17 protein-coding genes are annotated in these 23,281 nt (G+C 75.2%); 8 read left to right on the forward strand and 9 right to left on the reverse strand.

All coding sequences use genetic code 11. The features are described 5' to 3' along the window. Positions 1-50: 50 nt before the first annotated feature. Both Q5530_RS10990 and Q5530_RS10995 read right to left on the reverse strand, forming a co-directional pair. Positions 51-1,244: an LCP family protein gene (locus Q5530_RS10990; RefSeq protein ID WP_415362052.1), complete on the reverse strand. Its 1,194-nt coding sequence runs from the start codon at positions 1,242-1,244 to the stop codon at positions 51-53. Between the two features lie 85 nt (positions 1,245-1,329). Further along, positions 1,330-2,871 (reverse strand): LCP family protein, encoded by a 1,542-nt coding sequence (locus tag Q5530_RS10995; protein WP_415362053.1) that lies wholly within the window; start codon positions 2,869-2,871, stop codon positions 1,330-1,332. Positions 2,872-3,041: 170 nt separating this feature from the next. Here Q5530_RS10995 and rfbB point away from each other — a divergent pair, with 170 nt between their 5' ends. The 3 genes from rfbB to Q5530_RS11010 all read left to right on the forward strand — a co-directional run bounded on the left by rfbB (position 3,042) and on the right by Q5530_RS11010 (position 5,762). Then, positions 3,042-4,034 carry a dTDP-glucose 4,6-dehydratase gene (gene rfbB, locus Q5530_RS11000; RefSeq protein ID WP_380642645.1) on the forward strand — a complete coding sequence of 331 codons (993 nt, stop codon included), beginning with the start codon at positions 3,042-3,044 and terminating at the stop codon, positions 4,032-4,034. Then, a complete protein-coding gene (gene rfbD, locus Q5530_RS11005) occupies positions 4,034-4,927 on the forward strand; it encodes a dTDP-4-dehydrorhamnose reductase (RefSeq protein ID WP_380642643.1) in 894 nt (297 codons plus the stop codon). The genes rfbB and rfbD overlap by 1 nt, the downstream gene beginning before the upstream one ends. 100 nt (positions 4,928-5,027) lie before the next feature. Then, positions 5,028-5,762, forward strand: coding sequence for a hypothetical protein (locus Q5530_RS11010; protein ID WP_415362054.1), 735 nt, complete (start codon positions 5,028-5,030; stop codon positions 5,760-5,762). A 91-nt stretch (positions 5,763-5,853) separates the two neighbouring features. Here the strand turns inward: Q5530_RS11010 and Q5530_RS11015 are convergent, their stop codons facing one another. The 7 genes from Q5530_RS11015 to Q5530_RS11045 form a co-directional block, all read right to left on the reverse strand. Further along, positions 5,854-6,870, reverse strand: coding sequence for a serine/threonine protein phosphatase (locus Q5530_RS11015; protein ID WP_415362055.1), 1,017 nt, complete (start codon positions 6,868-6,870; stop codon positions 5,854-5,856). 33 nt (positions 6,871-6,903) lie between these two features. Next, the gene (locus tag Q5530_RS11020) at positions 6,904-7,350 is read right to left on the reverse strand and encodes an Imm1 family immunity protein (RefSeq protein ID WP_415362056.1); all 447 of its coding nucleotides are present in this window, start codon (positions 7,348-7,350) and stop codon (positions 6,904-6,906) included. Positions 7,351-7,648: 298 nt separating this feature from the next. Next, on the reverse strand, positions 7,649-8,731 hold the full coding sequence (locus Q5530_RS11025) for a glycosyltransferase family 4 protein (protein WP_415362057.1): 1,083 nt from the start codon (positions 8,729-8,731) through the stop codon (positions 7,649-7,651). Next, positions 8,724-11,216 carry a glycosyltransferase gene (locus tag Q5530_RS11030; protein WP_415362058.1) on the reverse strand — a complete coding sequence of 831 codons (2,493 nt, stop codon included), beginning with the start codon at positions 11,214-11,216 and terminating at the stop codon, positions 8,724-8,726. Before Q5530_RS11030 ends, Q5530_RS11025 begins: the two co-directional genes overlap by 8 nt. A 47-nt stretch (positions 11,217-11,263) precedes the next feature. Continuing rightward, entirely contained in the window at positions 11,264-11,641 is a 378-nt protein-coding gene (locus Q5530_RS11035) for a CU044_2847 family protein (protein ID WP_415362059.1), read from the reverse strand. After that, entirely contained in the window at positions 11,638-15,411 is a 3,774-nt protein-coding gene (locus tag Q5530_RS11040; protein ID WP_415362060.1) for a trypsin-like peptidase domain-containing protein, read from the reverse strand. The genes Q5530_RS11035 and Q5530_RS11040 overlap by 4 nt, the downstream gene beginning before the upstream one ends. Positions 15,412-15,420: 9 nt before the next feature. Continuing rightward, positions 15,421-16,341: a glycosyltransferase family 2 protein gene (locus Q5530_RS11045; protein WP_415362061.1), complete on the reverse strand. Its 921-nt coding sequence runs from the start codon at positions 16,339-16,341 to the stop codon at positions 15,421-15,423. Positions 16,342-16,361: 20 nt separating this feature from the next. Between Q5530_RS11045 and Q5530_RS11050 the strand changes: the two genes are divergently transcribed. The 5 genes from Q5530_RS11050 (at position 16,362) to Q5530_RS11070 (ending at position 23,275) form a co-directional block, all read left to right on the forward strand. Continuing rightward, the gene (locus Q5530_RS11050; RefSeq protein ID WP_415362062.1) at positions 16,362-17,396 is read left to right on the forward strand and encodes a glycosyltransferase family 4 protein; all 1,035 of its coding nucleotides are present in this window, start codon (positions 16,362-16,364) and stop codon (positions 17,394-17,396) included. 79 nt (positions 17,397-17,475) lie between these two features. Further along, positions 17,476-18,603 (forward strand): glycosyltransferase family 4 protein, encoded by a 1,128-nt coding sequence (locus Q5530_RS11055; RefSeq protein WP_415362092.1) that lies wholly within the window; start codon positions 17,476-17,478, stop codon positions 18,601-18,603. A 137-nt stretch (positions 18,604-18,740) separates the two neighbouring features. Then, a complete protein-coding gene (locus Q5530_RS11060; protein ID WP_415362093.1) occupies positions 18,741-19,166 on the forward strand; it encodes a DUF4396 domain-containing protein in 426 nt (141 codons plus the stop codon). 1 nt (position 19,167) lies between these two features. After that, entirely contained in the window at positions 19,168-20,031 is an 864-nt protein-coding gene (locus Q5530_RS11065; protein ID WP_415362063.1) for a glycosyltransferase family 2 protein, read from the forward strand. A 64-nt stretch (positions 20,032-20,095) separates the two neighbouring features. Beyond that, positions 20,096-23,275: an NACHT domain-containing protein gene (locus Q5530_RS11070; protein ID WP_415362064.1), complete on the forward strand. Its 3,180-nt coding sequence runs from the start codon at positions 20,096-20,098 to the stop codon at positions 23,273-23,275. The last annotated feature ends 6 nt before the right edge of the window (positions 23,276-23,281 follow it).

Consider the following 23,281-nt stretch of genomic DNA (forward strand, 5'->3'; position numbering starts at 1 on the left):
ACCATGCCACGCCGGCCCGTCCGGGGCTCGCAGGACCCGGGCCCGGCGCCTCAGTCCACGCAGGGCGGCCCTTGGAGCGCCACCCGCGCCCGCCCGTCCAGCGCCACCCGCCCGCCCCCGCCGAAGCCCTGCGTGGTCGTCGGCGCCGGGGTGGTGGTGGTCGGCGCCGCGGTGGTCGGCGGCGGCGTCCGGGTGGTCGTCTTCTCGCCCAGCACCTGCGCCACGAACGCCTTCACCTGCGCGGGATCGACCGTCACGACGCTCTGCCCGCGCTCGTTGGGGACCCCCAGCCCGGTCACCGGGATGGTCGCGAACTCCACGTTCCCGCCCGCCAGCCCCCGCGCCTGCGCGGCGAACGTGGCCAGGTCGAACCCCTCGTCCACCACGACCGACTTGTTCACCGCGTCCAGCAGCCCCGACAGCCGCGCCGGGTCGGCCAGGGTGCCCGCCGACAGCAGCTTCGACATGGCCGCCGACATGAACACCTGCTGCCGCGTGATCCGGCCGAGGTCGCCGTTGGGGATGTTCTTGCGCTGCCGCACGAACGACAGCGCGTCGCCGCCCGAGATGGTCTGCACGCCCGCCGCGAAGTCCGCGCCCGAGTCCGGGTCCGAGGTGGGCGCCCGCAGGCACACCTCCACCCCGCCGATGACCTCGGTGAGCAGGTAGAACCCGTAGAGGTTCACCTCCGCGTAGTGGTCCACCCGCACCCCGGTCAGGTCCTGCACGACCTGCACCAGCGCCCGCCGCCCGGCCTGGTCGCCCTGCCGGGACCGCTCCTCCAGCGGCACGCCCTCCGACGCCAGCCGCTCCATGGTGCGCAGCTTCGTCAGGCCGTACGCGCCGTTGATCTTCTCCTCGCCGTACTCGGGGAGGGTGACCCAGGTGTCGCGGGGGATGGACACGGCGTGCGCCTGGCCGCCGTTCTCGGGCACCCGCAGCACGATGATCGTGTCCGTGTTGAGCGTGTCGGTGGCCTCGGTGCGCAGCCGCCGCAGCACGTCGTCCGGCAGCGGCCGGCCGTGGGCGTCGGTGCGGCTGTCGCTGCCGACCACCAGGATGTCGGTCGCGCCGTCCTCCACCGGCGGCGCGTTGGGCACGTCCTGGAGCACCTCCAGCACGTCGGTCTTGTTCACGCTCTCCTCGACCCGCTGGAGCGTGGCCCAGCCGTACCCCGACGTCGCCAGCACGACCGCGGACAGCACCGCCAGCAGCGTGCGCCCGATCACCACCGCGGCCTTCACCGGCGTTCCTCCCGACCCTCGCGTCCGTCCGTTCAGGCTAACCACCCTCGGCCGGTCGGACGCCCGGGTTCACCAGGAGGTGGGTTCAGTTCACGCAGACCACGCCGTCGGCGGTGATCGGCGGGGTGGAGCTCGGCGCGGACGATCCCGTCGACTCGGTGCCGCCCGCCGCGGCCGGGTCGGACTGCCCCGGCGGCGAGTAGTCCGCGCCGACGTGCACCTCGACCTGCCCCCGTGGCACCGTGTCGTCCTCGACGGCCTCGGCGTTACCGCCCAGGGCCGAGATCACCTGCTCGGCGCTCGCCAGCTCGCCCGGCGCGTGCCGGACCACGGACGTCTCGGCGTAGGTCCCGGTCGCGGCCCCGCCGTCGTCGAAGCCCCGCTCCACCAGGATGTCCAGCACGGTGGCGGCCAGCCGGGAGACCCCGGCCGCGTTGAACACGCGCACGGTGATCGCCGAGTTCGGCGGCGCGGCGGCGGTGGTGGTGGTCGACGCGGACGGAGACGAGGACGAGGACGTCGGCTCGGCGGCCAGGCCCTTGATGAACTGGCGCACCTGCGCCGGGTCGACCGGCAGCACGTTGCCGTCGCTCCACGTGTCCGTCGGGGGACCCACCGGGATCGTGCGGAACTGGATGTTGCCCGACACCAGGCCCTGCATCTGCTCGGCGAACTCGGTGATGTTCCACCGCTCGCTGAGCACCACGGACTTCTTCACCGCGGTCACCAGCCGGTCGAGGCTGTCGAAGTCGGTCAGCGTGCCCGTGGACAGCACCTTCTGGGCCAGCGCGCCGATGAACACCTGCTGCCGCACGATCCGGTCCAGGTCACCGCCCGGCAGCCCGCCGCGCTGCCGGACGAACGACAGCGCCTGCGCGCCGGAGACGGTCTGCCTGCCCGCGCGGAAGTCCGCGCCCGAGTCCCGGTCGCTGGTGTCGGCGTTCAGGCACACCTCGACGCCGCCGATGGCCTTGGTCACCTCGTAGAAGCTGGCCAGGTTGACCTCGGCGTACCGGTCGATGGTCACCGCGCCGCCGGTCAGCCCCTCGACGGTCTTGATCAGGGTGCGGCGGCCGGCCTGCATCGACTCCCGCTCGATGCGCGCCTCGTCGGTCACGCCCTCCGCGCGCAGCTCCTGCGCGGTCTCGTTGCGCTGCCGGGCCATGGCCGAGTTGAGCTTGTGCTGGCCGAACCCGTCGGCGATCTCCACGTACGAGTCGCGCGGGAACGAGATGGCCACCGCGCGGGTGCCGTCCTGGGGCACGTGCACCAGGATCATCGTGTCGGTGTTCAGCGTGCCGTCCGCCACCCCGCCGTTGAGCAGCGCCAGCACCTCGTCCGACAGCGGGTTGCCCTGCGCGTCGGTGCGGCTGTCCACGCCGACCAGCAGGATGTCCACCGCGCCGTCGAGCGGCTTGCGGGCCACGCCCTCGGTCTGCTCGGCCACCGAGGAGGAGATCACGTCGGTCGTCGTCATGCCCTCGTCGATGCCGCCCAGGTGGTACCAGCCGTACCAGGTGACGACGAGCACAGCCGCCGACAGGAGCGCCAGCAGTGAACGCCCGGTGAGCACGAGCACACGCAGAGCAGCCGGTCCACCGGCCGCCTTGGGCGGACGCAAGTCCACTTGCCCTGCCTCCCCGGGGTGCTTGACCGCTGGTCAAGGTTGATGACGGGCGGGTGAGCCTCGCCCCACTTTTCCCTGTATACGGGAGACGCTGTAACAACGTGGTGGGTTGCACTGTTATCAACCGTGACAGACTTCGTCACCCGTACCGCCATTAGGAGGAACCGAGCATGCGCGTACTGGTAACGGGTGGGGCCGGGTTCATCGGCTCGCACTACGTGCGGGAGTTGGTGGGCGGCTCGTACCCGGCCTACGCCGACGCCGAGGTGGTGGTGCTGGACAAGCTCACCTACGCGGGCAGCGAGGCCAACCTGGCGCCGGTCGCCCACAGCCCGCGGCTGCGCTTCGTCCGGGGTGACATCTGCGACCGCGAGCTGGTCGTGGACGTCATGCGCGGGGTGGACGTGGTGGTGCACTTCGCCGCCGAGTCCCATGTGGACCGTTCGATCAACGGCTCGGCCGACTTCGTGCTGACCAACGTGCTGGGCACCCAGGTGCTGCTCCAGGCCGCGCTGGAGGCCGGGGTGGCCAAGTTCGTGCACGTCTCGACGGACGAGGTCTACGGCACCATCGACGAGGGCTCGTGGACCGAGGAGCACCTGCTGGAGCCCAACTCGCCCTACGCGGCCGCCAAGGCGTCCTCGGACCTGCTGGCCCGCTCGTTCCACCGCACCCACGGCCTGCCGGTGTGCATCACGCGGTGCTCGAACAACTACGGTCCGTACCAGTTCCCCGAGAAGGTCATCCCGCTGTTCGTGACCAACCTCGTGGACGGCCGCAAGGTCCCGCTGTACGGCGACGGCCTCAACGTCCGCGACTGGCTGCACGTGGACGACCACTGCCGGGGCATCCAGCTCGTGCTGGAGGGCGGCCGGGGCGGCGAGATCTACAACATCGGCGGCGGCACCGAGCTGACCAACCGGGAGCTGACCGAGCGGCTGCTGGTCGCCACCGGCCGCGACTGGGCCTCGTCCGTGGAGCCCGTCGAGGACCGCAAGGGCCACGACCGCCGCTACTCGGTGGACATCTCCAAGATCAGCGCCGAGCTGGGCTACGCGCCCCGGGTCGACTTCGCCGAGGGCCTCGCCGCCACCGTCCGCTGGTACCGGGAGAACCGGGCCTGGTGGGAGCCCCTCAAGCAGCGCGTGGCGCTGGCCGGCTGATGGCGCTCGCACTCCTGGTCCCCGGCGGTCGCGGTCAGCTGGGGCACGACATGGTGGCCGTCGGGCCCGCGGACGGGCTGGTGCGCGCGCCGTCGTCGGCGGAGCTGGACGTGACCGACGACACGGCGGTGGCCGACGCGGTGGCGGACTTCGCCGCGCTGGCGCGCGGGTCGGGGCTGCGGCCGGTGGTGGTCAACGCGGCGGCCCACACGGCCGTGGACGCCGCGGAGACCGAGGAGGACCGGGCGTTCGCGATCAACGCGCGGGGACCGGCCTCGCTGGCGCGGTGGTGCGCCGAGCACGACGTGCCGCTGCTGCACGTGTCGACCGACTACGTGTTCCCGGGCGACGGCACGCGGCCGTACGAGCCCTCCGACGAGACGGGGCCGCGTTCGGCGTACGGCCGCACGAAGCTCGTGGGGGAGCAGCGGGTGCTCGCGACGTGGGAGCGCTCGTGGGTGGTGCGCACCGCGTGGGTGTACGGGCAGCACGGGTCGAACTTCGTGAAGACCGTGGCGCGCCTGGCCGGGTCGCGCGACACGCTGTCCGTCGTGGACGACCAGGTCGGGTCGCCGACGTGGTCGCTCGACCTCGCGCGCGGGCTGGTGTCGCTGGCCTCGCTGGTCGTCGACGGCGGTCCGGCCCGGCGGGTGCTGCACGCCACGAACGACGGCGAGACCACGTGGTGCGGGTTCGCGCGGGCGGTGTTCGAGGAGCTGGGCCTGGACCCGGCGCGGGTGCTGCCGGCCAAGACCGACGACTTCCCCCGCCCGGCGCGGCGGCCCGCCTACTCGGTGCTGTCCGGCAAGGCGTGGGAGGAGGTCGGCCTGCCGCCGCTGCGGCACTGGCGGGAAGCGCTGTCCGCGGCGGTGGCGGCGCGCGCGGTGCCCTGAGCCGCGCCGGCGCCCCGACCGGGGTCCTGGCGCACACCGCCACGCGCGGCGGTCGGACTCGCCGTTGGCGCCGAGGGGCCGGTTCTGGTGCGGTGTCCCGGTGGACACCGTCACCCTGGCCGAACGCCCCGATCTGGCGTCGGCGACCTACGACATCCCCTACCCGCCCGACTCGCCCGCGTTCATGCGGGGCGACCTTGCGTCGCTGCTGATCCGGGGGCGGCGGGTGGTCCGGCGGTGGCCGCACCTGGTGGTGGCCGCGCTGGAGGACGGGCGGCCGGTGGCGCGGGGGATCGCGGTGCCGTACTCGTCCGCGGGCCGGGAGCCCCTGCCCTCGGGCTGGGACGAGGCGGCCGTGTGGACGGCCGAGGACGCCCTCGACGGGGTGGCCTGCGACGCGGCGTGCGCGCTGGAGATCGCCGTGCACCCCTCTCGTGCGGGGCGCGGGCTGTCGTCGGTGGTGCTCGGCGCGATGAGGGCGGCGGTGCGCGCGGCCGGGCTGACCTCGCTGGTGGTGCCGGTGCGCCCGCCGGACAAGGCCGCGGAGCCCGCCGTGCCGATGGCGGAGTACGCGGCGCGGGTGCGGGCGGACGGGCTGCCCGCGGATTGGTGGCTGCGGACGCACGTGCGGGCGGGCGGCCGGGTCGAGGGGGTCGCCGCGTGCTCGTCGACCGTGTGCGCGCCGCTGGACCGGTGGCGGGCGTGGACCGGACTGCCGTTCGACCGGGACGGGCCGGTGCTCGTGCCGGGCGCGCTGGCGCCGGTGCACGTGTCGGTCGCGCACGACCACGCGGCGTACGTGGAGCCCAACGTGTGGGTGCGGCACCGGGTGTGAACGCTCTCGGGTGTGAACGCTCCTGGGCGTGAATGCCCCCGCCGGTTCACCCCCCGCCGGTTCACCCCTCGCCGGTTCACCCCTCGCCGGTTCAGCCGCCCGCCGGGGCGGGGTACTCCGCGTGCACGTCGCCGCCGAACAGCCGCCAGTAGAACCCGTTCATCCGCGCGGCGGCGGGCGCGTGCCGGGTCACCACCGCGGCTACGGCAGGCGGCACGTCCTCCGGGACGTGGCCGGCGGCGCACCGGCGCACGTACTCGTTGCGCGCGACCGGGGGTCCGTCCTCGACCGGGACCCCGCACACCGAGGTCACCAGCCAGTTGACCAACCGCATGGCGGCGTAGTCGGCGTCGTGCCAGGCGTTGCGCCGGACGAACTCCCGCTCGGCCCCCGACAGCTCGAAGCGCGGCGAGGTGGCCAGGCCGAAGTCGGTGAGGTAGAGCCGCTCGCCGTCGGTGCGCACGTTGCCGAAGTGCCCGTCCAGGTGCAGCAGCCGGTGCTCGCGGAGGAACGCCACGATGCCCGCCAGCTGCCGCTCCACCGCCTCGGCCTTGCCCGCCGGGTCCTCGCGCAGCCAGTCGAGCGCGGGCAGGGGGACGTACTCGCAGAACAGCACCAGGCTGCACGGCGCGGCGGCCAGCGCTTCGAGGCGGGCGCGCACCGCCGGGGACCCGTCCATCAGGGCCACGACCGCGTCCACGTCGGCGTGCTCGGCCGCCACGGGCGGGCGGCCGGGGAGCACCCGCCAGTGGTGGAGCAGCGGGAACGAGCCCGTCCCGCCCGCCAGCACGGCGTCGGTGACGACCAGGTTCGCGGCCAGCTCGCGCCAGGCGGTGAAGCCCGGACCGCCGATGCCGTAGTGGCAGAAGAGCGGCAGGTCGAACAGGTTCGCGGTGGAGCGGGGCCGGGCCAGCTCCACCCCGGTCAGCGGGACGCGCTTGACGAACACCGGCGTGCCGTCGACGTCGAGCACCGCCGAGCCGCCGCCGATGCCGACGTCGACCGCTCCCGCCGCGTCGACGAGCGCGGCCAGCTCCGCGTCGTCGCACGACGCGAGCAGGGCGGAGAGGTGGTGGTGCCGGGCACGCCTGCCGGTCGACGTCGACATGCCCCGATCATGCCCCGATCGCGTCCGGCGGGTTCAGGCTTCCCGCCACCGCAGGGTGGTGGGCCGCTGCCCGGTGGCGAGGAAGTCCTTCAGCGCGGCGGCCAGGACCTCGACCGGCACGCCCGAGCCCGCCGGGAAGTCGACGTACTCCGAGCGGTGCCCCGGCGAGCCCGGGTCGCCCTCCGGCGTCGACTGGTCGTGCTCCGGGTCGGCGTAGGCGAGGTAGCCGTGGCCGTCGTGGACGGCGGCGACCACGTCGTGGTCGGGGAGTTCGGCGCCGCCGGGCGCGCCGAGCAGGCCCTCGGTGTCGGTGACGAGGTCGCGGTCGTGGTGTTCGAGGACGGCCGGTCCGGCGCCGGGCTCGGCGAGGCGGGACAGCAGCGCGTCCACGTCCTCGGGCGCGCCGGCGGTCAGCGTGTCGGCGACGTCGGCGTCGGGGTCGTTCGGGTCGGAGATCGGCCACACGGCCGTGAAGCTCATGCGCGGCATCATGGCAGCGGCTGCGGTGCGTGACCACCCGAGGGGTGGTGTTGCGCTATTGGGGTAGGAGTGGTTGCCGGGACTGGTTTTGCCTTCGCGGACTGCGTGATCCTGTCCCGCATGGCCGAGCCCTCGACAGGTGCGTCCGCGCCCCGCTCCGACAGCGAGCGCCGGAGGTTCCTGCGTCGCGTGTGCGCCCTGACCGGGTCGAGGCAGGTGTCCTGGGGCGTGGTGAAGGTCCCGGAGCGCCCCGGGCGGGGCTCCTCCTAGGAAGCCGGGTCACCGACCGGCCGCCGGGTCACCGACCGGCCGCGATCCGGTACGCCTCGACCGTCCGCTCCGCCGTCTTCCGCCAGGTGAACCCGGAGGCGTGGGCCCGCCGCGCCGCCTGGTCGGCCGGTCCACCCGGCGTCTCCACCGCGTCCACCATGGCCTGCGCCAACGCCTCCACGTCGCCGACGGGCACGTGCACCGCGTGCCCGTCGGCCACCTCGCGCAGCGCCGGCACGTCCGTGCACACCACGGGCACGTCGCAGGCCAGCGCCTCCAGCACCGGCAGCCCGAAGCCCTCGTCCCGCGACGGCAGCACCAGCGCCGCCGCGCCGGCCACCACGCTGCGCAGGTCCACGTCGTTGAGGTAGCCGGTGCGCAGCACCCGGTCGTCCGCGGCCCGGACGCCCGGTCCCGCCAGCACCAGCGGCGGCAGCTCCGGGCGCGCCGCGTGCGCCGCCACCAGCGTCCCCAGCCCCTTGCGCGGCCCACCGGCCCCCACGAACAGCAGGTACTCCGAGGGCAGCCCCAACCGGGCCCGCAGCGCGTCGGACGGCGGCCGGGCCGCGAACCACGCCGGGTCCACGCCCAGCGGGGTCACCACGATCTTGTCCGGGTGCACCCCCAGCCGCTCCGCCACCACCGACGCCACCGCGCGGGTCGGCGTGCACACGACGTCCGCGCGGGACGCCGACCGCTGCACCAGCTCGGGCAACCGCCGGTCGGACGGGGGCAGGTCGCCGGGCGCGTCGAGGAACGCCAGGTCGTGGATCGTCACCACGCCGCCGGCCCGCAGCGCGGGCGGCAGCACGAAGTTCGTCCCGTGCATCACGTCGGTCGTCCCGGCCAGGAACTCCACCGGCGGGAACGGCCCCCGCAGCCACAGCTGCCGCAGCAGCCGCGCCGCCACCGGCAGCCCGCGCGCCACCACGTCGTGCGGCAGCACGGTCCGCAGCGCCCGCCACCCGCGCAGGGTGAACGCCACCGCCCGCACCTGCACCGCCGGCATCGACGCCAGCTCCTCGGCCAGCGCCGCCGTGTAGCGGCCGATGCCGGTCCGGTCCCCGAGCAGGGGGGTGCCGTCGATCAGCACCCGCAGCGGCCTAGCCACGGCCGCGCAACTTCTTCAGCACCCGGCCGGTCGCCCGGCGCGCGACCTCGCCCGGACCGCCCGCGTCCAGGTACTCCCTCACCAGCCGCACGTCGCGCAGCACCCGGTCCCGTGCGGGCAGCGGCCGGTTGCGCACCAGGGGCGACGCCCCGGGCAGCCGGTCGGCGGCGGGTCGGGGGTTGCGGCAGAACTCCACCAGCGGCGCGAGCACGTTCTCCCAGGTGAACCGCTCGCGCACCACGGCGATCCGCTCGGTGCAGGCCGCGGCGAACTCCGCGTCGTAGAGCACCCGCTCCAGCGCGTCGGCCAGCGCCACCGGGTCCTCCGACGGCACGACCACGCCCAGGCCCTCGCGCCGCACCAGGTCGGCGAACGAGTCGCCGTCCGTGGTGACGATCGGCAGCCCGGCCCACAGGTAGTCGAGCACGCGGGTCCGGAACGCGAACGTCGTCTCCACGTGCTCGTAGTGCGTGGTGACGCCCGCGTCCGAGTCCAGCAGCCAGTTCTGCCGGTCCTGGTAGGGCACCCACGTCTCGTTGAAGAACACGTGCGAGCCGACCAGGTCGAGCCGCCGGGCCAGCGACCGCGTCTGCCCGGTGATGCCCATGTCCGGCACCTCCGGGTTGGGGTGCTTCATGCCCAGGAACACCAGCCGCACGTCCGGCCGGGTGCCCCGCAGCCGGTCCACGGCCCGCACCAGCGTCAGCGGGTCGAACCAGCTGTAGACACCGCCCGCCCACAGCACGACCTTGTCCGACGCGGGCAGGCCCAGCTCCGCCCGCAGCCCGGGTCCGGTGCGCTGCGGCGGTTTGCCGGGCAGGCCGAACGGGACCTCGGCGAGCAGCGACCGCGTGGTGCGGTCGTGGTCGTACAGCGACGGCGTGAGCCTGCCCAGCGCGGTCAGGTGGCCGAGCCAGAAGTGCCGCTGCCGCTCCGAGGCGCACAGGAAGAAGTCGCCGCGTTCGAGCTGGTTGTTGAGCACCCGGGTGACGGCGGTCAGGTCGGCCGCCCGCTTCTCGTCGGTGTCGTCGCGGCTCTGCTCCAGCAGCTCCAGGTGCATCGGGTCGTAGACGTCGCAGACGACGACCTTGGTGGAGCCCGCCTCCTTGAGCTTCGGCGCGAACTCCAGCGCGTGGCCCTGGAGGATCACCACGTCCGCCCAGTCGACCTGCGGCTCCAGGTCGCGGCGCGCCACCCGGAGCACGCCGAACGGCGCTTCGGGCGGGTCGCACACGGGGTTGACCGTGACCAGCCGCACCTCGTGCTCGCCCGCCAGCACGTCGGCCATGTGCCACGCCCGGATCGCCGGTCCGGCCATCCGCGCGGAGATCACGTCGCCGGTCAGCACCAGCACCTTGCGCGGCTTGCCGAACACCTCGTCCAGCCCGAACACGTCCACCAGCACGTCGTGCGCGGCGAGGTAGCGGGGCAGCGGGTACGCGGGCTCCAGCGCCTTGCGCATGAGCGGCACCAGGTCCGCGTCGGTCACCCGGCGCGCGGCCTGCTCGACCTGGCGCGACCTCGCCAGCGACGGCAGCAGCTCCACGAACTGGTCGACGGCCAGGAACCCGGCCAGCGCGGGCCGCGGCACGGGCACCGGCGCGAGGTCGTCCGCGGGGTCGTCGGGCCGGCGGGTGATCTCCAGCTGGGTCGGGTCCAGCTCGCCGCGCGCGGTGGCCCGGCGGACCACCAGGGCCAGCGCCGCGGGCAGCACGCGCGCCAGCGTCTCGTCGGAGAAGTTCTTGTAGAGCGCGGCCAGGGCGTTGCGCTCCAACAGGTACAGCTCGCGGCTGCTGTCCACCCGGGACATCGACGCGTGGTGCCGGTGGAAGGTCAGCGAGGCCGGCTCGTAGCGGACGCGCCAGCCGCGCAGGTTCATCCGCCAGCCGAGGTCGACGTCCTCGTAGAACATGAAGAACCGCTCGTCGAACCCGCCCAGCTCGCGGAACACCGAGGCCCGCGCCACCAGGGCCGAGCCGGTGCCGAACAGCACGTCGCGCGGCACGTCGTGGCTGCCGTCGTCGGGCTGCCCGGCGTGGCGCTTGTAGCCCATGCCGAACCAGGTCAGGCCGCCGTCGACGAAGTCGACCGCCCGCCCCTCCCAGTCGAGCACCTTGCTCGCCACCGCGCCCACGGCCGGCTCGTCGCGCAGCACCCGCACGGCCGCGCGCAGCCAGTCCCGGTGGGGCCGGGCGTCGTTGTTGAGGAACGCGACGACCGTGCCGCGGGCGTGCTCGACGCCGAGGTTGCAGCCGCCCGCGAACCCGAGGTTGGCGGGGGCCTCGACGACGACCGCCCGCGGCTCGGCGGCCCGGATGGCGTCCGCGCCCCCGTCGCCCGAGGCGTTGTCGACCACGACGACCCGGAGCTTGTCGGCCGGGTAGTCCAGCTCCCCGTACAGGGCGCGCAGGCACGTCTTGGTGTCCTCGGCCCCGCGGTAGTTGACCACGATGACCGACACGTCGGGCAGGCTCGCTCGCTCCACGCGCTAACTCTGCCTCATCACGCTCCGCAGCGGGGCGTCACCGTGGCCTACGCCTCGGTAACCCCGTCCTGGGCCGGCTTCGACTCGTTGTCCTCGGGCGGGGCGGACGCGGGCACCCCGTCCCGGTGCCACTCGACGGTGATCTTGATGTGGGCCTCGGTGCTGGACTTGGCGATGCCGAACGCGCCGCTCAGACCCGCTTTGAGCCCGATCTCCACGGCCACCTTGTCGGGGCGGGGCGGCGGCATGTCGGCGACCTTGGCGGCCACCACGCGGGCGACGTGCCGGGCCCGCTCGACACCCTGTTCCAGGGTCTCCTGGACCCTGTCCCAGTTCCGGCCGGCCCGGACGGGGCCGTCGTACTCGTCGGTCTCGAACGGCACCAGCTCGCCGTCCTCGGTGCGCACCTCGACGTACTCGGTCACTTCGCTCCTCCGCAGACGTCACCGTCGAAAGCCCCGGGCGGCAGTTCGCCGGGGTCCAGTTCCAGCCCGCTGCGCTCCACGAGGGCGCAGACGCGGGCGATCCACCCCTCCGGGTCGCCGGGCTCCAGGCTCCTCGGGTGGGCGTCCGCGACGAGCACGGGCCCGGCGGGCACGTCCAGGTTCTCCACGGGCGCGTCGCCCCACCACGCGTCCCGCCGCCACAGCTGCGTGATCCCGGCGCCGTCGCGGCCGACCCGGGTGATCTCCAGCTCGTCGGGGTCGTCGCGGAACCGCAGGTGGAAGCGGACCGCGAGCGGGTCCACGGGCACCGGGAGGACGTCGACCTGCTCGCCGCTCCCGAGGTCGAACACCCGCACGGCGCCGTCGCGGACCACCGCGACCACCTCGCCGTCCCGGTGCACCGCCAGGTCGCCCACCCGGCCGGGCACGAACCCGGAGTCGATCTCCCGGCCACCGGTGATCGAGTAGCGGCGGAGGCGGACGGCGGTCGCCACGACCAGGACGTCGGCGGTCGCCGCGACGGCGTACGGGGGGTCGACCGCCCCGGCGGTCCTGCCGATCGGTGCCCCGGAGCGCGCGGCCAGGACGTCCAGCGCGTCGCCGCGCCACACCGCCACGCGGTCGGCGTCGAGGAGGAACGCCTCCTCGACATCCCGACCCAGCTCCGCGAGCGGGGCGAGGTCGGGCAGGTTCCGCACCGCGGTGCCGTGCTCGCCGGTCAGGACGACGGTCCTGGAGTCCGGTGAGACGGCGGGGTGCCGCCCGGGGGACAGGGCGTCGTCCAGGTGCGCGACGAGCGCGCGGTCGGCGGTCCGCCACACCTCGATCCGGCCGCTCAACCCGCTGATCAGGACGTGGGCGCCGTCCGGGGTGGCCCGGAGGTCGTAGGCCCCCGGGAACGCCTGGTCCAGCGCGTCCGGCGGCGGCACCCGGACGACCAGGAACGCGCCCGGGTAGCTCATCAGGACCCGGTACCCGCCGGAACGCCCCGGCGCGACCGCCTCGACCGCGCCGCCCGCCGGCACGAGCGTCCTCAGCACGTCGCTCCCGTCACCGGCGGCGAGCCGGAGCAGGTCCGACCCGGCCCGGTCGGCCACCTCCACGACCGCCCACGCCCGCCCGCCGGAGCCGAGCACCGGGAGCCTGGCCCCGGCGCACGGGAAGCCCCCGGTGGACACGCGCGCCAGCTCCCGACCGGTCGACGCGCCCCGCGCCGACCAGGTGTCCCGGTCGCAGTGGAACGCCACGGGCTCGGGCCACGCCGCCACCACCCGGAAGTCGGCGCCGTCCAGGTCGCGGACGCCGGCGGCGGACAACACGCCGTGACCCCGCTCGCGGCGGAGCAGCACCTCGCCCGTCGGCAGTAGGTCCACGAGCTCCGCCCCCTCGGGCACGACCAGGGTGGTCGAGGTTCCCGCCGCCAGGTCGACGACGTGCATCTCCGCCCCGTTGTCGACGACGTGCACCTCCGCCCCGTTGTCGGCGTGGGCGAGCCACCGGCCGGTGGGGTCGGCCAGGACGACCGAGGCCCGCGCGTCGATGGTGCGCACGACGTCGCCGGTGTGCCCGTCCCGGAGGCGGATCGAGTCCCCCGCCTCGGCGAACAGGTGGTTGCCCACCCACGTGACCTCCCCCTCCGGGGCGGCCAGCGTCACCCGGGTCACCGGCGAGGTCGTCAGGTCCAGCAGCTCGGACGTCGTCCCGTCGCCGGTCGTCAGGACCCGTTCCCCGTCGGGACTGGGCAGCCCGGACCCCGGGACCACCACCTCGGCGTGGCGCAGGGAGCGGGACAGGACGTGCAGGGCCTCCCTGGTGTCCAGCCGGTCGGCGGTCAGCTGGGCGCGCAGGGTCTTGTCGAGCAGGTTCGGGAAGGGCGTGATGGACGCGTAGCGGTCGGTCAGCAGGTCCGCCGCGTCGTTCGCCGCGGCCTCGTCGCGCTGCCCGGCGAACCGGGGCACGAGGTAGCCGAGCGAGGCGACCAGGCCCACCACCAGGACGACCACCGCGGCCCGGACCGCGATCCGCCTGACCAGCCCCCCGATCCCCGCCTCGACGAACCGCCGCTGCCGCCCGGTCAGCTCGCCCCGGTGTTCACGGGCCCGGCGCAGGTCCCGGCCGCGCAGCAGCAGCCGGCGCTCCCGGTCCTCCTCCCACCGCGCGGCCTGCCGGTCCAGCTCGTCCTGCCACAGCCGGAACGCGCGGGCCTCCTCCACCCACCCCCGCAGCCGGTCCCAGTGCCGCACCAGCGCCTCGTGGGCCAGCTCCACGCCGTCCGGTCCGAGCGTCACCAGCCGGGTCCGGGCCAGCTCCGCGGCGATGTCGCCCACCTGCTCCGCCGGCACCACCCGCCGCACGTACCCGCCCTCCGGCAGCGGGCTGACCAGCTGGACCAGGGCCCGGCGCACCTCCTCGGGGTCGAACCGCCGCCACACCCGCTCCGCGTAGGTGGACACCGCGCCGCCGACCCCGCCCAGTTCCCGGTACGCGGCGTGGGTCAGCACCCCGCGCTCCTGCCGCTCCCACAGCAGCGTCAGCGCGAACTCCAGCAGCGGCAGCGGGTTGCGCTCGCGCTCCACGTCCGCCAGCAGCACGTCGACCAGGCCGGGTTCCAGGACGGGCGTGCCCGGCTCCCGGAGCGGGCCCTCGACGACCTCGCGCAGCTCGTCCGGGTCGGGGGTGGCCAGGGTGGCGGTGCGGCGGACCAGCCGGGGCCCGGACCGGGGGTCGGCCAGCAGGTGGTCCAGCGGGCCGCCGGTGGTGGTGACCACCAGGTCCACCCGCGGCGCGCGGTGGTGGGACTCGGCCACGTCCAGCAGCGCGGCCAGCAGGTCGGTCGACGCCTCGGGGAAGCGGGCCAGGGCCTCGTCGAACTGGTCGACGACGAGCGTGAAGCGGCGGGGGCCGGCGCGGCGGGCGACCACGTCCTCGACCCGGTCGGGGGAGACTTCCTCGACGCCCAGGGCGGTGGCCAGGGCGCTCCAGGGCGAGCCGCCGGCGGCGGGCCGGACCACCGCGTGCTCGCCCAGCCCGGGTAACAGCCCGGCCAGGACCAGCGACGACTTGCCGCAGCCGGACGGCCCGGTGACCACCAGGACGCCGTCGCGGTCGAGCTGTTCCCGCAGGTCCGCGGCCTGCCGCGCGCGGCCGAAGAAGACCTCCGCGTCCCCGGTCCGGAACGGCTCCAGGCCCCGGAACGGGCTCGGCTGGTCGCCGGCCGGCGCGGACCACGCGTCGTGCAGGGTCGCGCCGGACAGGGCGTAGCCGATGCGCTGACCCTGGAGCGCGTCGACCTCGACGACCATGCCGATGACCGCGCCCAGGTCGTCGTCGATCACCGGGCCGCCGCTGAACCCCCGCAGCATCGGCACGCCGCGCGCGTCGTCCTCGACCTGGAGCCGCCCGCCGCCGATCGCGCCCCGCACCACGCCCCGCGACCACAGGCCGTGCGGGCGGCCGTCCGGCACGCCCAGCGTGCGTACCCGGTGGTCGCGGACGTCGTCCACGGCCACCACGCGCACCGCCCTCGCCCCCTCCGGCGTCCGGTCCAGCTCCAGGCCCACCAGGTCGACGCCCTCGGGGCGGTGCACCACGCGGGCCCGCGCCGTGCCGCCTGCGATCGGGAAGTCGACCTCGAACTCCTCGGCCACCACGACGTGCGCGCAGGTCACGGCCAGGTCGTGGCCGACGAGGAAGCCCATGCCGACGGGCTCGCCGTCGCGGAGCACCCGCAGCAACGCCCGTTCGACCACCCCGACCCCCTAACGGCCCGCCCACTCCCGCCACACGTCGCGCCGGGCCACCTCCGCGCGCCGGCCGATCCGCACCCGCTGCACCCATGTCGCGGGCAGCCGCAGCAGCGTTTCCGCCAACACCTGGACGCGCAGGGACACCCGGAAGTTCTCCGCGCCGGGGCGGTCCCGGCGCAGCGGCAGCAGGACCGTGATCGCGGCGAACCTGGCCAGCTCGCGGGCCACCACCGGCGCCGGGGCGCAGCGCAGCAGCATCAGCAGGCGGTTGCGCTCGTTCCAGCGGTGGAACAGCCGGGAGCCGGGGCGGGTGCTCGCGCCGTGCCGGTGGCGGACCCGCGCCGGGCCGACCGACAGCACGCGGTGGCCGTTCAGGCGCAGCCGCCAGGCCGTGTCGGTGTCCTCGTAGTAGCAGAAGAAGCTCTCCGGGACGCCGCCCGCCGCCTCCAGCGCACCCGTCCGGACCAGCGCCGCGCCACCGCAGAAGCCGAACACCTCGCGGTCCGCGAGCACCAGGTCCGCGCCGTGGCCGTCGCCGGTGAGGCGCACGCCGACCGACTGGGTCGAGCCGTCGACCAGCAGCACCGACGAGGTCGCGGCGGCGGCGCCCGGTGAGGCGTCGAGGGCGTCCTCCAGGGCGGCCAGCCAGCCCTCGTCCGGGGCCGCGTCGTCGTTGAGCCAGGCGACGTACTCGGTGGTCACGCCCGGCAGCGCCGCGGCCAGACCGCCCGCGTAACCGCGGTTGACCGGCAGGCGCAGCACCTCCGGGCGGCTCGGGTGGGCGGCCAGCAGGTCCGCCGTGCCGTCGTCGGAGGCGTTGTCCACCACGACTGTCCGGTGTGGACGTTGCCGGGCCAGGGCGTCCAGGCACGCGGTGATGTGGTCGCGTCCGCGCCACGTCACCACGACCACCGTCGTCCGCGGGTTCGACACGGCGTGAGACGGTACGCGACGTGCCGAACCTCGTCGTGCTGACCGAGCAGTTGCTGGCCCCCGTGCCGGGCGGTACCGGCCGGTACACGCGGGAGCTGGCCGCCGCGCTGGCCCGCACCGCGCCCGCCGGGTGGACCGTGACCGGCGCGGTGAGCAGGCACGCGGACGTCTCGGCGGCCGTCGTGCCGGGGGTCGGGGGGCCGCGGGTGCTGCCGCTGCCGCGGCGCGCGCTGATCGCGGCGTGGGAGCGGGGCGTGCCGTACTGGCCGGGCGGCGACTCGGTGCACGCCTGCACGCCGCTCGCGCCGCCGCGCGGCCGGGTCGTGGTGACCGTGCACGACACCGTGCCGTGGACCCACCCGGAGACGCTGACGCCGCGCGGCGCGGCGTGGCACCGGCGCGTGATCGGGCGCGCGACCGCGGGGGCGGCCGGAATCGTGGTGCCCACGGCGGCGGTGGCCGACGAGCTGCGCCGGCACGCGCCCGGACCCGCGCCCGTGCACGTGGTGCCCCACGGCGTGACCGCGTTCACCGGGGAGGAGCCGGTCGACCTGCCGCCCCGGTACGTGCTGGCCGTCGGCACCGTCGAGCCGCGCAAGGGGTTCGACCTGCTGGTCGCCGCGACCGCCGAGCTGGGCGTGCCGCTGGTCGTCGTCGGGCCGCCGGGCTGGGGCGGGGTGGACCTGCGGGCGCCGCACGTGACGCTGCTGGGGCGGGTGGACGACGCGCGGCTGGCGTTCGTCCTGCGGCGGGCCGCGGTGCTGGCCGTGCCGAGCCTGGCCGAGGGGTTCGGCCTGCCGGTGGTGGAGGCGATGGCGGCCGGGGTGCCCGTGGTGCACTCCGACGCCCCGGCGCTGGTCGAGGTGGCGGGCGGCGCGGGCGTGGCGGTGCCGCGCGGCGACCGGGCGGCGCTGGCGGCCGGGTTGCGCTCGGTGCTGTCCGACCCCGCGCTGAGCGAGAGGCTGGTCACGTCGGGCCGTACCCGGGCAGGGGCTTTCACCTGGGAGAACGCGGCGCGGTCGGTGTGGCGGGCGCACCTGGCGCTGTTTGGTTAAGCAACCGTTTGCGTCATTTCGAGGCCACCCGCCGGCCGCCGGTCGTACCCTTCACCGCGTGTCGCCCGCCGAACCCAGCGTGCTGATCGACGCCACCGCCGTCCCGACCGACCGAGGTGGTGTCGGGCGGTACGTGGACTCCCTGGTGGCCGCGCTGGACGCGGACGGCGCCCGGATCAGCGTGGTGTGCCAACCCCGGGACGCCGCGCTGTACGGCGCGCTGGCCCCGAACTCGCGGGTCGTCGCGGCGACCGAGGCCGTGGCCACCCGCACCGCCCGGCTGACCTGGGAGCAGACCACGCTGCCGCGCCTGGCGAACCGGCTCGGCGTGACCGTGGTGCACTCGCCCCACTACACCGTGCCGCTGGCGAACCGGGCGGCGTCGGTGGTGACGCTGCACGACGCGACCTTCTTCACCGACCCGGTGCTGCACTCGTCGGTGAAGGCGAGGTTCTTCCGGGCCTGGACGCGGGCCTCCCTGCGCCGCGCGGAGCTGTGCGTGGTGCCGTCCCGGGCGACCGCGGACGAGCTGGCGCGGGTGGCCGGCGCGGAGCGGCAGGCGCTGCACATCGCCCAGCACGGCGTGGACACCGAGCGGTTCCACCCGCCCGCGGCGGCGGAGGTGGCGGAGGTGCGGCGGCTGCTGTCGCTGGGCGACGCGCCGTACGTGGCGTTCCTGGGCGCGCTGGAGCCGCGCAAGAACGTGCCGGCGCTGATCCGCGGGTTCGCGCAGGCGTGCCGGGGCCGGGCGAACCCGCCCGCGCTGGTGCTGGCCGGGCAGCCGGGGTGGGACGGCCAGGTCGAGCGGGCGCTGGACGCGGTGCCGCACCGGATCCGCGTGATCCGGGCGGGCTACCTGCCGTTCCCGGCGCTGGCCGGGTTCCTGGGCGGCGCGGAGCTGGTGGCCTACCCGTCGCTGGGCGAGGGGTTCGGGCTGCCGGTGCTGGAGGCCATGGCGTGCGGCGCGGCGGTGCTGACCACGCGGCGGCTGTCGCTGCCCGAGGTGGGCGGCGACGCGGTGGCGTACTGCGGGGTCGGCGCGGGCGACATCGCGGCGGCCCTGGGCGACCTGCTGGACGACCCGGCCCGGCGCGACGCGCTGGCCGCGGCGGCGCTGGTGCGGGCCAAGGACTTCTCCTGGTCCTCGTCGGCGGCGCGGCACCGGCTGGCCTACGAGCGGGCGGTGCGCGTGCACCGGCGCCGCTGAACCCCTTCCGGGCGCACCGCCGCTGAACTCCTGCGCGTGCACCGCCGCTGAACCCCTTTCGGGTGCTCCGTGCACTTCCCCTTGCCTTCCTGATACCCCCTAGGGGTATGGTGACCGGTATGGAGTCGACCTGGTCCATGGCCGTTTCGGCCACCCTGCACTGCCTCACCGGCTGCGCCATCGGCGAGGTGCTCGGCATGGTCGTCGGCACCGCGCTCGGCCTGCCCCCCTGGGGCACCGTGGCCCTCGCGGTGGCGCTGGCGTTCTTCTTCGGCTACCTGATCACGCTGCGGCGGGTGCTGGGGTTCGGCCTGGCCCTCGGCGCGGCGGTGAAGCTCGCGCTGGCCGCCGACACCGCCTCGATCGCCGTCATGGAGCTCGTCGACAACGCGATCATGCTGGTGGTGCCCGGCGCGATGACCGCGGGCGTGGCGTCCCCGCTGTTCTGGGGCGCGCTGGCGTTCTCGCTGGCGGTGGCGTTCGTGCTCACCGTGCCGGTGAACCGGTGGTTGATCGCGCGCGGGAAGGGGCACGCGGTCATGCACCACGTCCACTCCCACTAGGGTGACGCGGGTGACGCGCTACGGAGACGGACTGGCGGTCGTGACCGTCACCTACTCGCCGGGGGAAACCCTGGAGACCTTCCTGTCCACCCTCGCCACGGCCACCACCCGGCCGCTGTCGGTGGTGCTCGCGGACAACGGGTCCACCGACGGCGTGCCCGAGCGCGCCGCCGAGGAGCACGAGCACGTGACGTTCCTGCCGACCGGCGGCAACCTCGGCTACGGCGGGGGCGCGAACCGGGGCGTGGCGTCCCTGTCGCGGGACGTGGGCTGGGTCGTGGTGGCCAACCCGGACCTGTCGTGGGGCGAGGGCAGCCTGGACGTGCTGCTGGAGGCGGCCAAGCGGTGGCCGCGCGGCGGCGCGTTCGGCCCGCTGATCCGGGAGCCGTCCGGCGCGGTGTACCCGTCCGCGCGCCTGCTGCCGTCCCTCGGGCGGGGCCTGGGCCACGCCGTGCTGGGACCCGTGTGGCCGGGCAACCCCTGGTCCCGGGAGTACCGGCAGGCGACGGCGGCGGTGGAGGAGCGCACCGCCGGCTGGCTGTCGGGCTCGTGCCTGCTGATGCGCCGCGAGGCGTTCGACTCGGTCGAGGGCTTCGACCCCCGCTACTTCATGTACTTCGAGGACGTGGACCTGGGGGACCGCCTGGGCCGCGCGGGCTGGCTCAACGTGTACGTGCCGGAGGCGGAGGTCGTGCACGTCGGCGGGCACTCCACCCGGCGCTCCTCGGCCCGGATGCTGGCCGCCCACCACTCCAGCGCCTACCGGTACCTGTCCGACCGGCACGCGGGTGCGGCGTGGGCGCCGCTGCGGCTGGCCGTGCGGACCGGGCTGGGGCTGCGGTTGAGGGTCCTGACGCGCCGCTGATCCGTTCGGGCGGTCTCGCGCCGGTGCCGCGCCGTTCACCGGACCAGGTCCGGATGATGTCCCGGTGCGCCGCTCCTTCTCGTACGCGGACGCGGTCAAGCTGCTGGGCGGCGACACCGCGCTGCTGAGGTTCCTGGACCACGCCTCGGCCGCCGCCGTGCTGGCCGCGGGCGGGATCGACCTGCTGGACGCCCGCACCGAGGTGGTGCGGGTCGGCAGGCAGCTGCTGGCCTCGGTGCGGGAGCGGGTCACCGGGCTGCACCGGGTCGACCGGACCCGGTTGCTGGAGGCGGCGCACGGCGTGGTCGTGGTGACGGCGCTGTTCGAGGCGCTGGACGAGGTCGAGCTGCCGTTCCGGCCCCGGTTGAGCCGGGGCGAGCAGGCGGCGCTGACCACGTCCTCGTGGGCGGGGTCGGACCGGTGGGTGGACCTCGTGACCGCGCTGCTGGGGTCCGCGCTGCCGCTGCCCAGCCCCGAGACGCCGCCCGAGCGGGTGGTCGAGGCCCTGACCTCGTACTACTCGGGCGTGGTGGGGGAGTACACCCGGTTCCTGGCCGGGTTCGAGGACTGGGCGGGGCTGACCGCCGCCCAACGGGACCGGGCCGTCCCGTCCGGGGTGCCGGTCCGGGCGCTCGACCGCTACCGGGAGCACTACCGCCGCCTCTCGGTCGACTGCCCCGAGTTCGCCGTGTGGACCAGCGGCGTCGAGCACGCCGCGACCCGCGCGGCCCTGGACGGGATGCGGGAGCTGCTGCGGCGGATCTCGGGCCCGCTCTCGCCCGACGCGCGCCGGGACGCCCTCGCGAGCAGCTACCGCCCCGCGCTCGGCCGGCCGATCGTGGCCGGCGACCTGCCGCCGGGGCTGGTCACGCCGACCCTGGAGCAGGCGTACGTGGCGCCCCGGTTCCAGGTCGCCGAGGCCGGCCGCGACGGCGACGCCGGTCGGGAGAGCTGGTGGGCCGACGTGCCGAGCCGGTCGGACCTCGACGGTTACCTCGCCGGGTACCTCACCTCCTCCCGGGCGACCCGCGCGCCGCTGGTGGTGCTCGGGCAGCCGGGCGCCGGCAAGTCGCTGCTGACCAGGGTGCTGGCCGCGCGGCTGCCCGACGACTTCCTGCCGGTCCGGGTGGTGCTGCGCGACGTGCCCGCCGAGTCCGACGTCCAGGAGCAGGTCGAGCACGGCGTCAGGGCCGCCACCGGCGACCGGGTGGACTGGCCCGTCCTGGCGCGGAGCGCGCGGCCCGCCGTGCCGGTGGTGCTGCTGGACGGGTTCGACGAGCTGTTGCAGGCCACCGGCGTGAGCAGGTCGGACTACCTGGTCGACGTCCAGCGGTTCCAGCAGCGCGAGCTGGAGCAGGGGCGCGCGGTGGTCGTCGTGGTGACCAGCCGCGTCGCGGTGGCCAACCGGGCGAGGTTCCCCGAGGCGGCCGTGGTGCTGAGGCTGGAGCCGTTCGGCGAGGAGCAGGTCCGCGGGTGGCTGGAGCGGTGGAACCGGGTCAACCCGGGGGCGCGGCTGGCGCCGGAGGTGGCGCTGCGGCACGCGGAACTGGCCGGTCAGCCGCTGCTGCTGTTCATGCTGACCCTCTACAACGCCGACGGCGACGCCCTGCGGGAGACCTCCTCGCTCGGCCAGGCCCAGCTCTACGAGCGGCTGCTCACCGGCTTCGCCCGCCGCGAGGTGGCCAAGCAGCTCAAGGACGCGCCCGACCACGAGGTGGACCGCGCGGTGGAACGGGAGCTGATCAGGCTGTCGGTGATCGCCTTCGCGATGGTCAACCGGGGCGCGCAGTGGGTCGACGAGGCCGACCTGGACGAGGACCTGAACGCCCTGTTCCCGGCCGACCGGCACGTGCGGACCGACCGGCGGGTCCGGCTCGGCGCCGCCCAGCTCGCCGTGGGGCGGTTCTTCTTCGTCCACGAGGCCCGCGCCGCGCACGACGGCCGGTCCCGCCACACCTACGAGTTCCTGCACGCCACGTTCGGCGAGTACCTCGTCGCCCGCCTGGTCCACCGGATCTCGCTGGAGGCGGTGGCGGGTGAGCGGGCGGCCTCGTCGTCCTACTACCAGCGGCGCGAGGACGACGCCGGGTGGCTGCGGCCGCTGCTGTCGTTCGTCCCGCTGACCAGCCGTGCCCCGGTGGTCGGTTTCCTGCGCGAGCTGTTCGCCGACGTGCCCGAGGAGGACCGGGAACCGCTGCACCGCCTCCTGCTCCGCCTCCTCGGCGCGGCGCAGCACCCCCGGGCCGACGCCCCGGGCGCCGCGTACGAGCCACGGGCCCTGCCGGTGACGCGGCGCATCGCGGCCTACACCGCGAACCTGGTGGTGCTCGTCGTGTCCCTGCGGGGTTGCTTCACCGCGTCCGACCTGCCCGGTGACCAGGACGCCGTGCGGCGCTGGCGGACCCTGGCGCTGCTGTGGGAGTCGCAGTTCGACGTCGAGGAGTGGCGCGGCCTCGTGGACCACTTCGACCTGGTCCGGGGCTTCGACGGGGAGGACCGCTCCGTCGTGCTGAGACCGTCGAGCGGGCAGCCGGCGCCGCCCGTCGACCTGGGCTGGGCGTTCGACCTGGGGACCACCTCGCCCTTCCGCGTTCCCGGCGACGACCTGCGTCGAGAGCACAACTTCCGCTGCTCCCAGAGCGCGGACTGGCTGCTGGACGGGGTGGAACCGCTGTCCGGCTTCGGCGCGGCGGACACCGCGGTCCCCTCGGGCGGCTCGGTCGTGTCGCTGACGCGCCTGCTGGTCGCCCTGCTGGCGGCGCGCACGCCCGGCGACCGGGTCGCCGCCTACCGGGCCCTCCGGGAAGCGCAGGAGGACGTCTACAGCTCGGCGGCCTTCTACTTCGAGCCCGTCCTCAAGATCATGGCCGGTGACCCCTGCGCCACCCCCGACGTGATGCGGGACGTCGTCCGGCTCGGCAGCTTCCTCGACGCCCAGCCGGACTACCTGGCCATCTGCGCCCGCCGGATGCTGGTGCGCGACGGCGACAACACCACCGCCTTCGAGGTGCTCGACCGGGTGTCCCGGGAGCACGGCCCCTCCGTCCACACCGTCGAGGCGCTGGTCCGCTGCGTCGAACTGGGGATCGAAGCCCAGGCGCGGGCGCGGGTCGCGGACTTCGGCGACCTGGGGGCGTTCCTCGCCCGGTTCGACCTCGCCGCGCTCGCCGAGACCGACCCGGGCCTGGTCACCCGGCTGAGGTGGGCGATGGACTCCCTCGGTCTAGGTCACCTGGTGGCCTGAAGGCCG

This window comes from Saccharothrix sp. BKS2, from assembly GCF_047689505.1.
In the GTDB taxonomy this organism is placed as follows: domain Bacteria; phylum Actinomycetota; class Actinomycetes; order Mycobacteriales; family Pseudonocardiaceae; genus Actinosynnema; species Actinosynnema lopnurensis.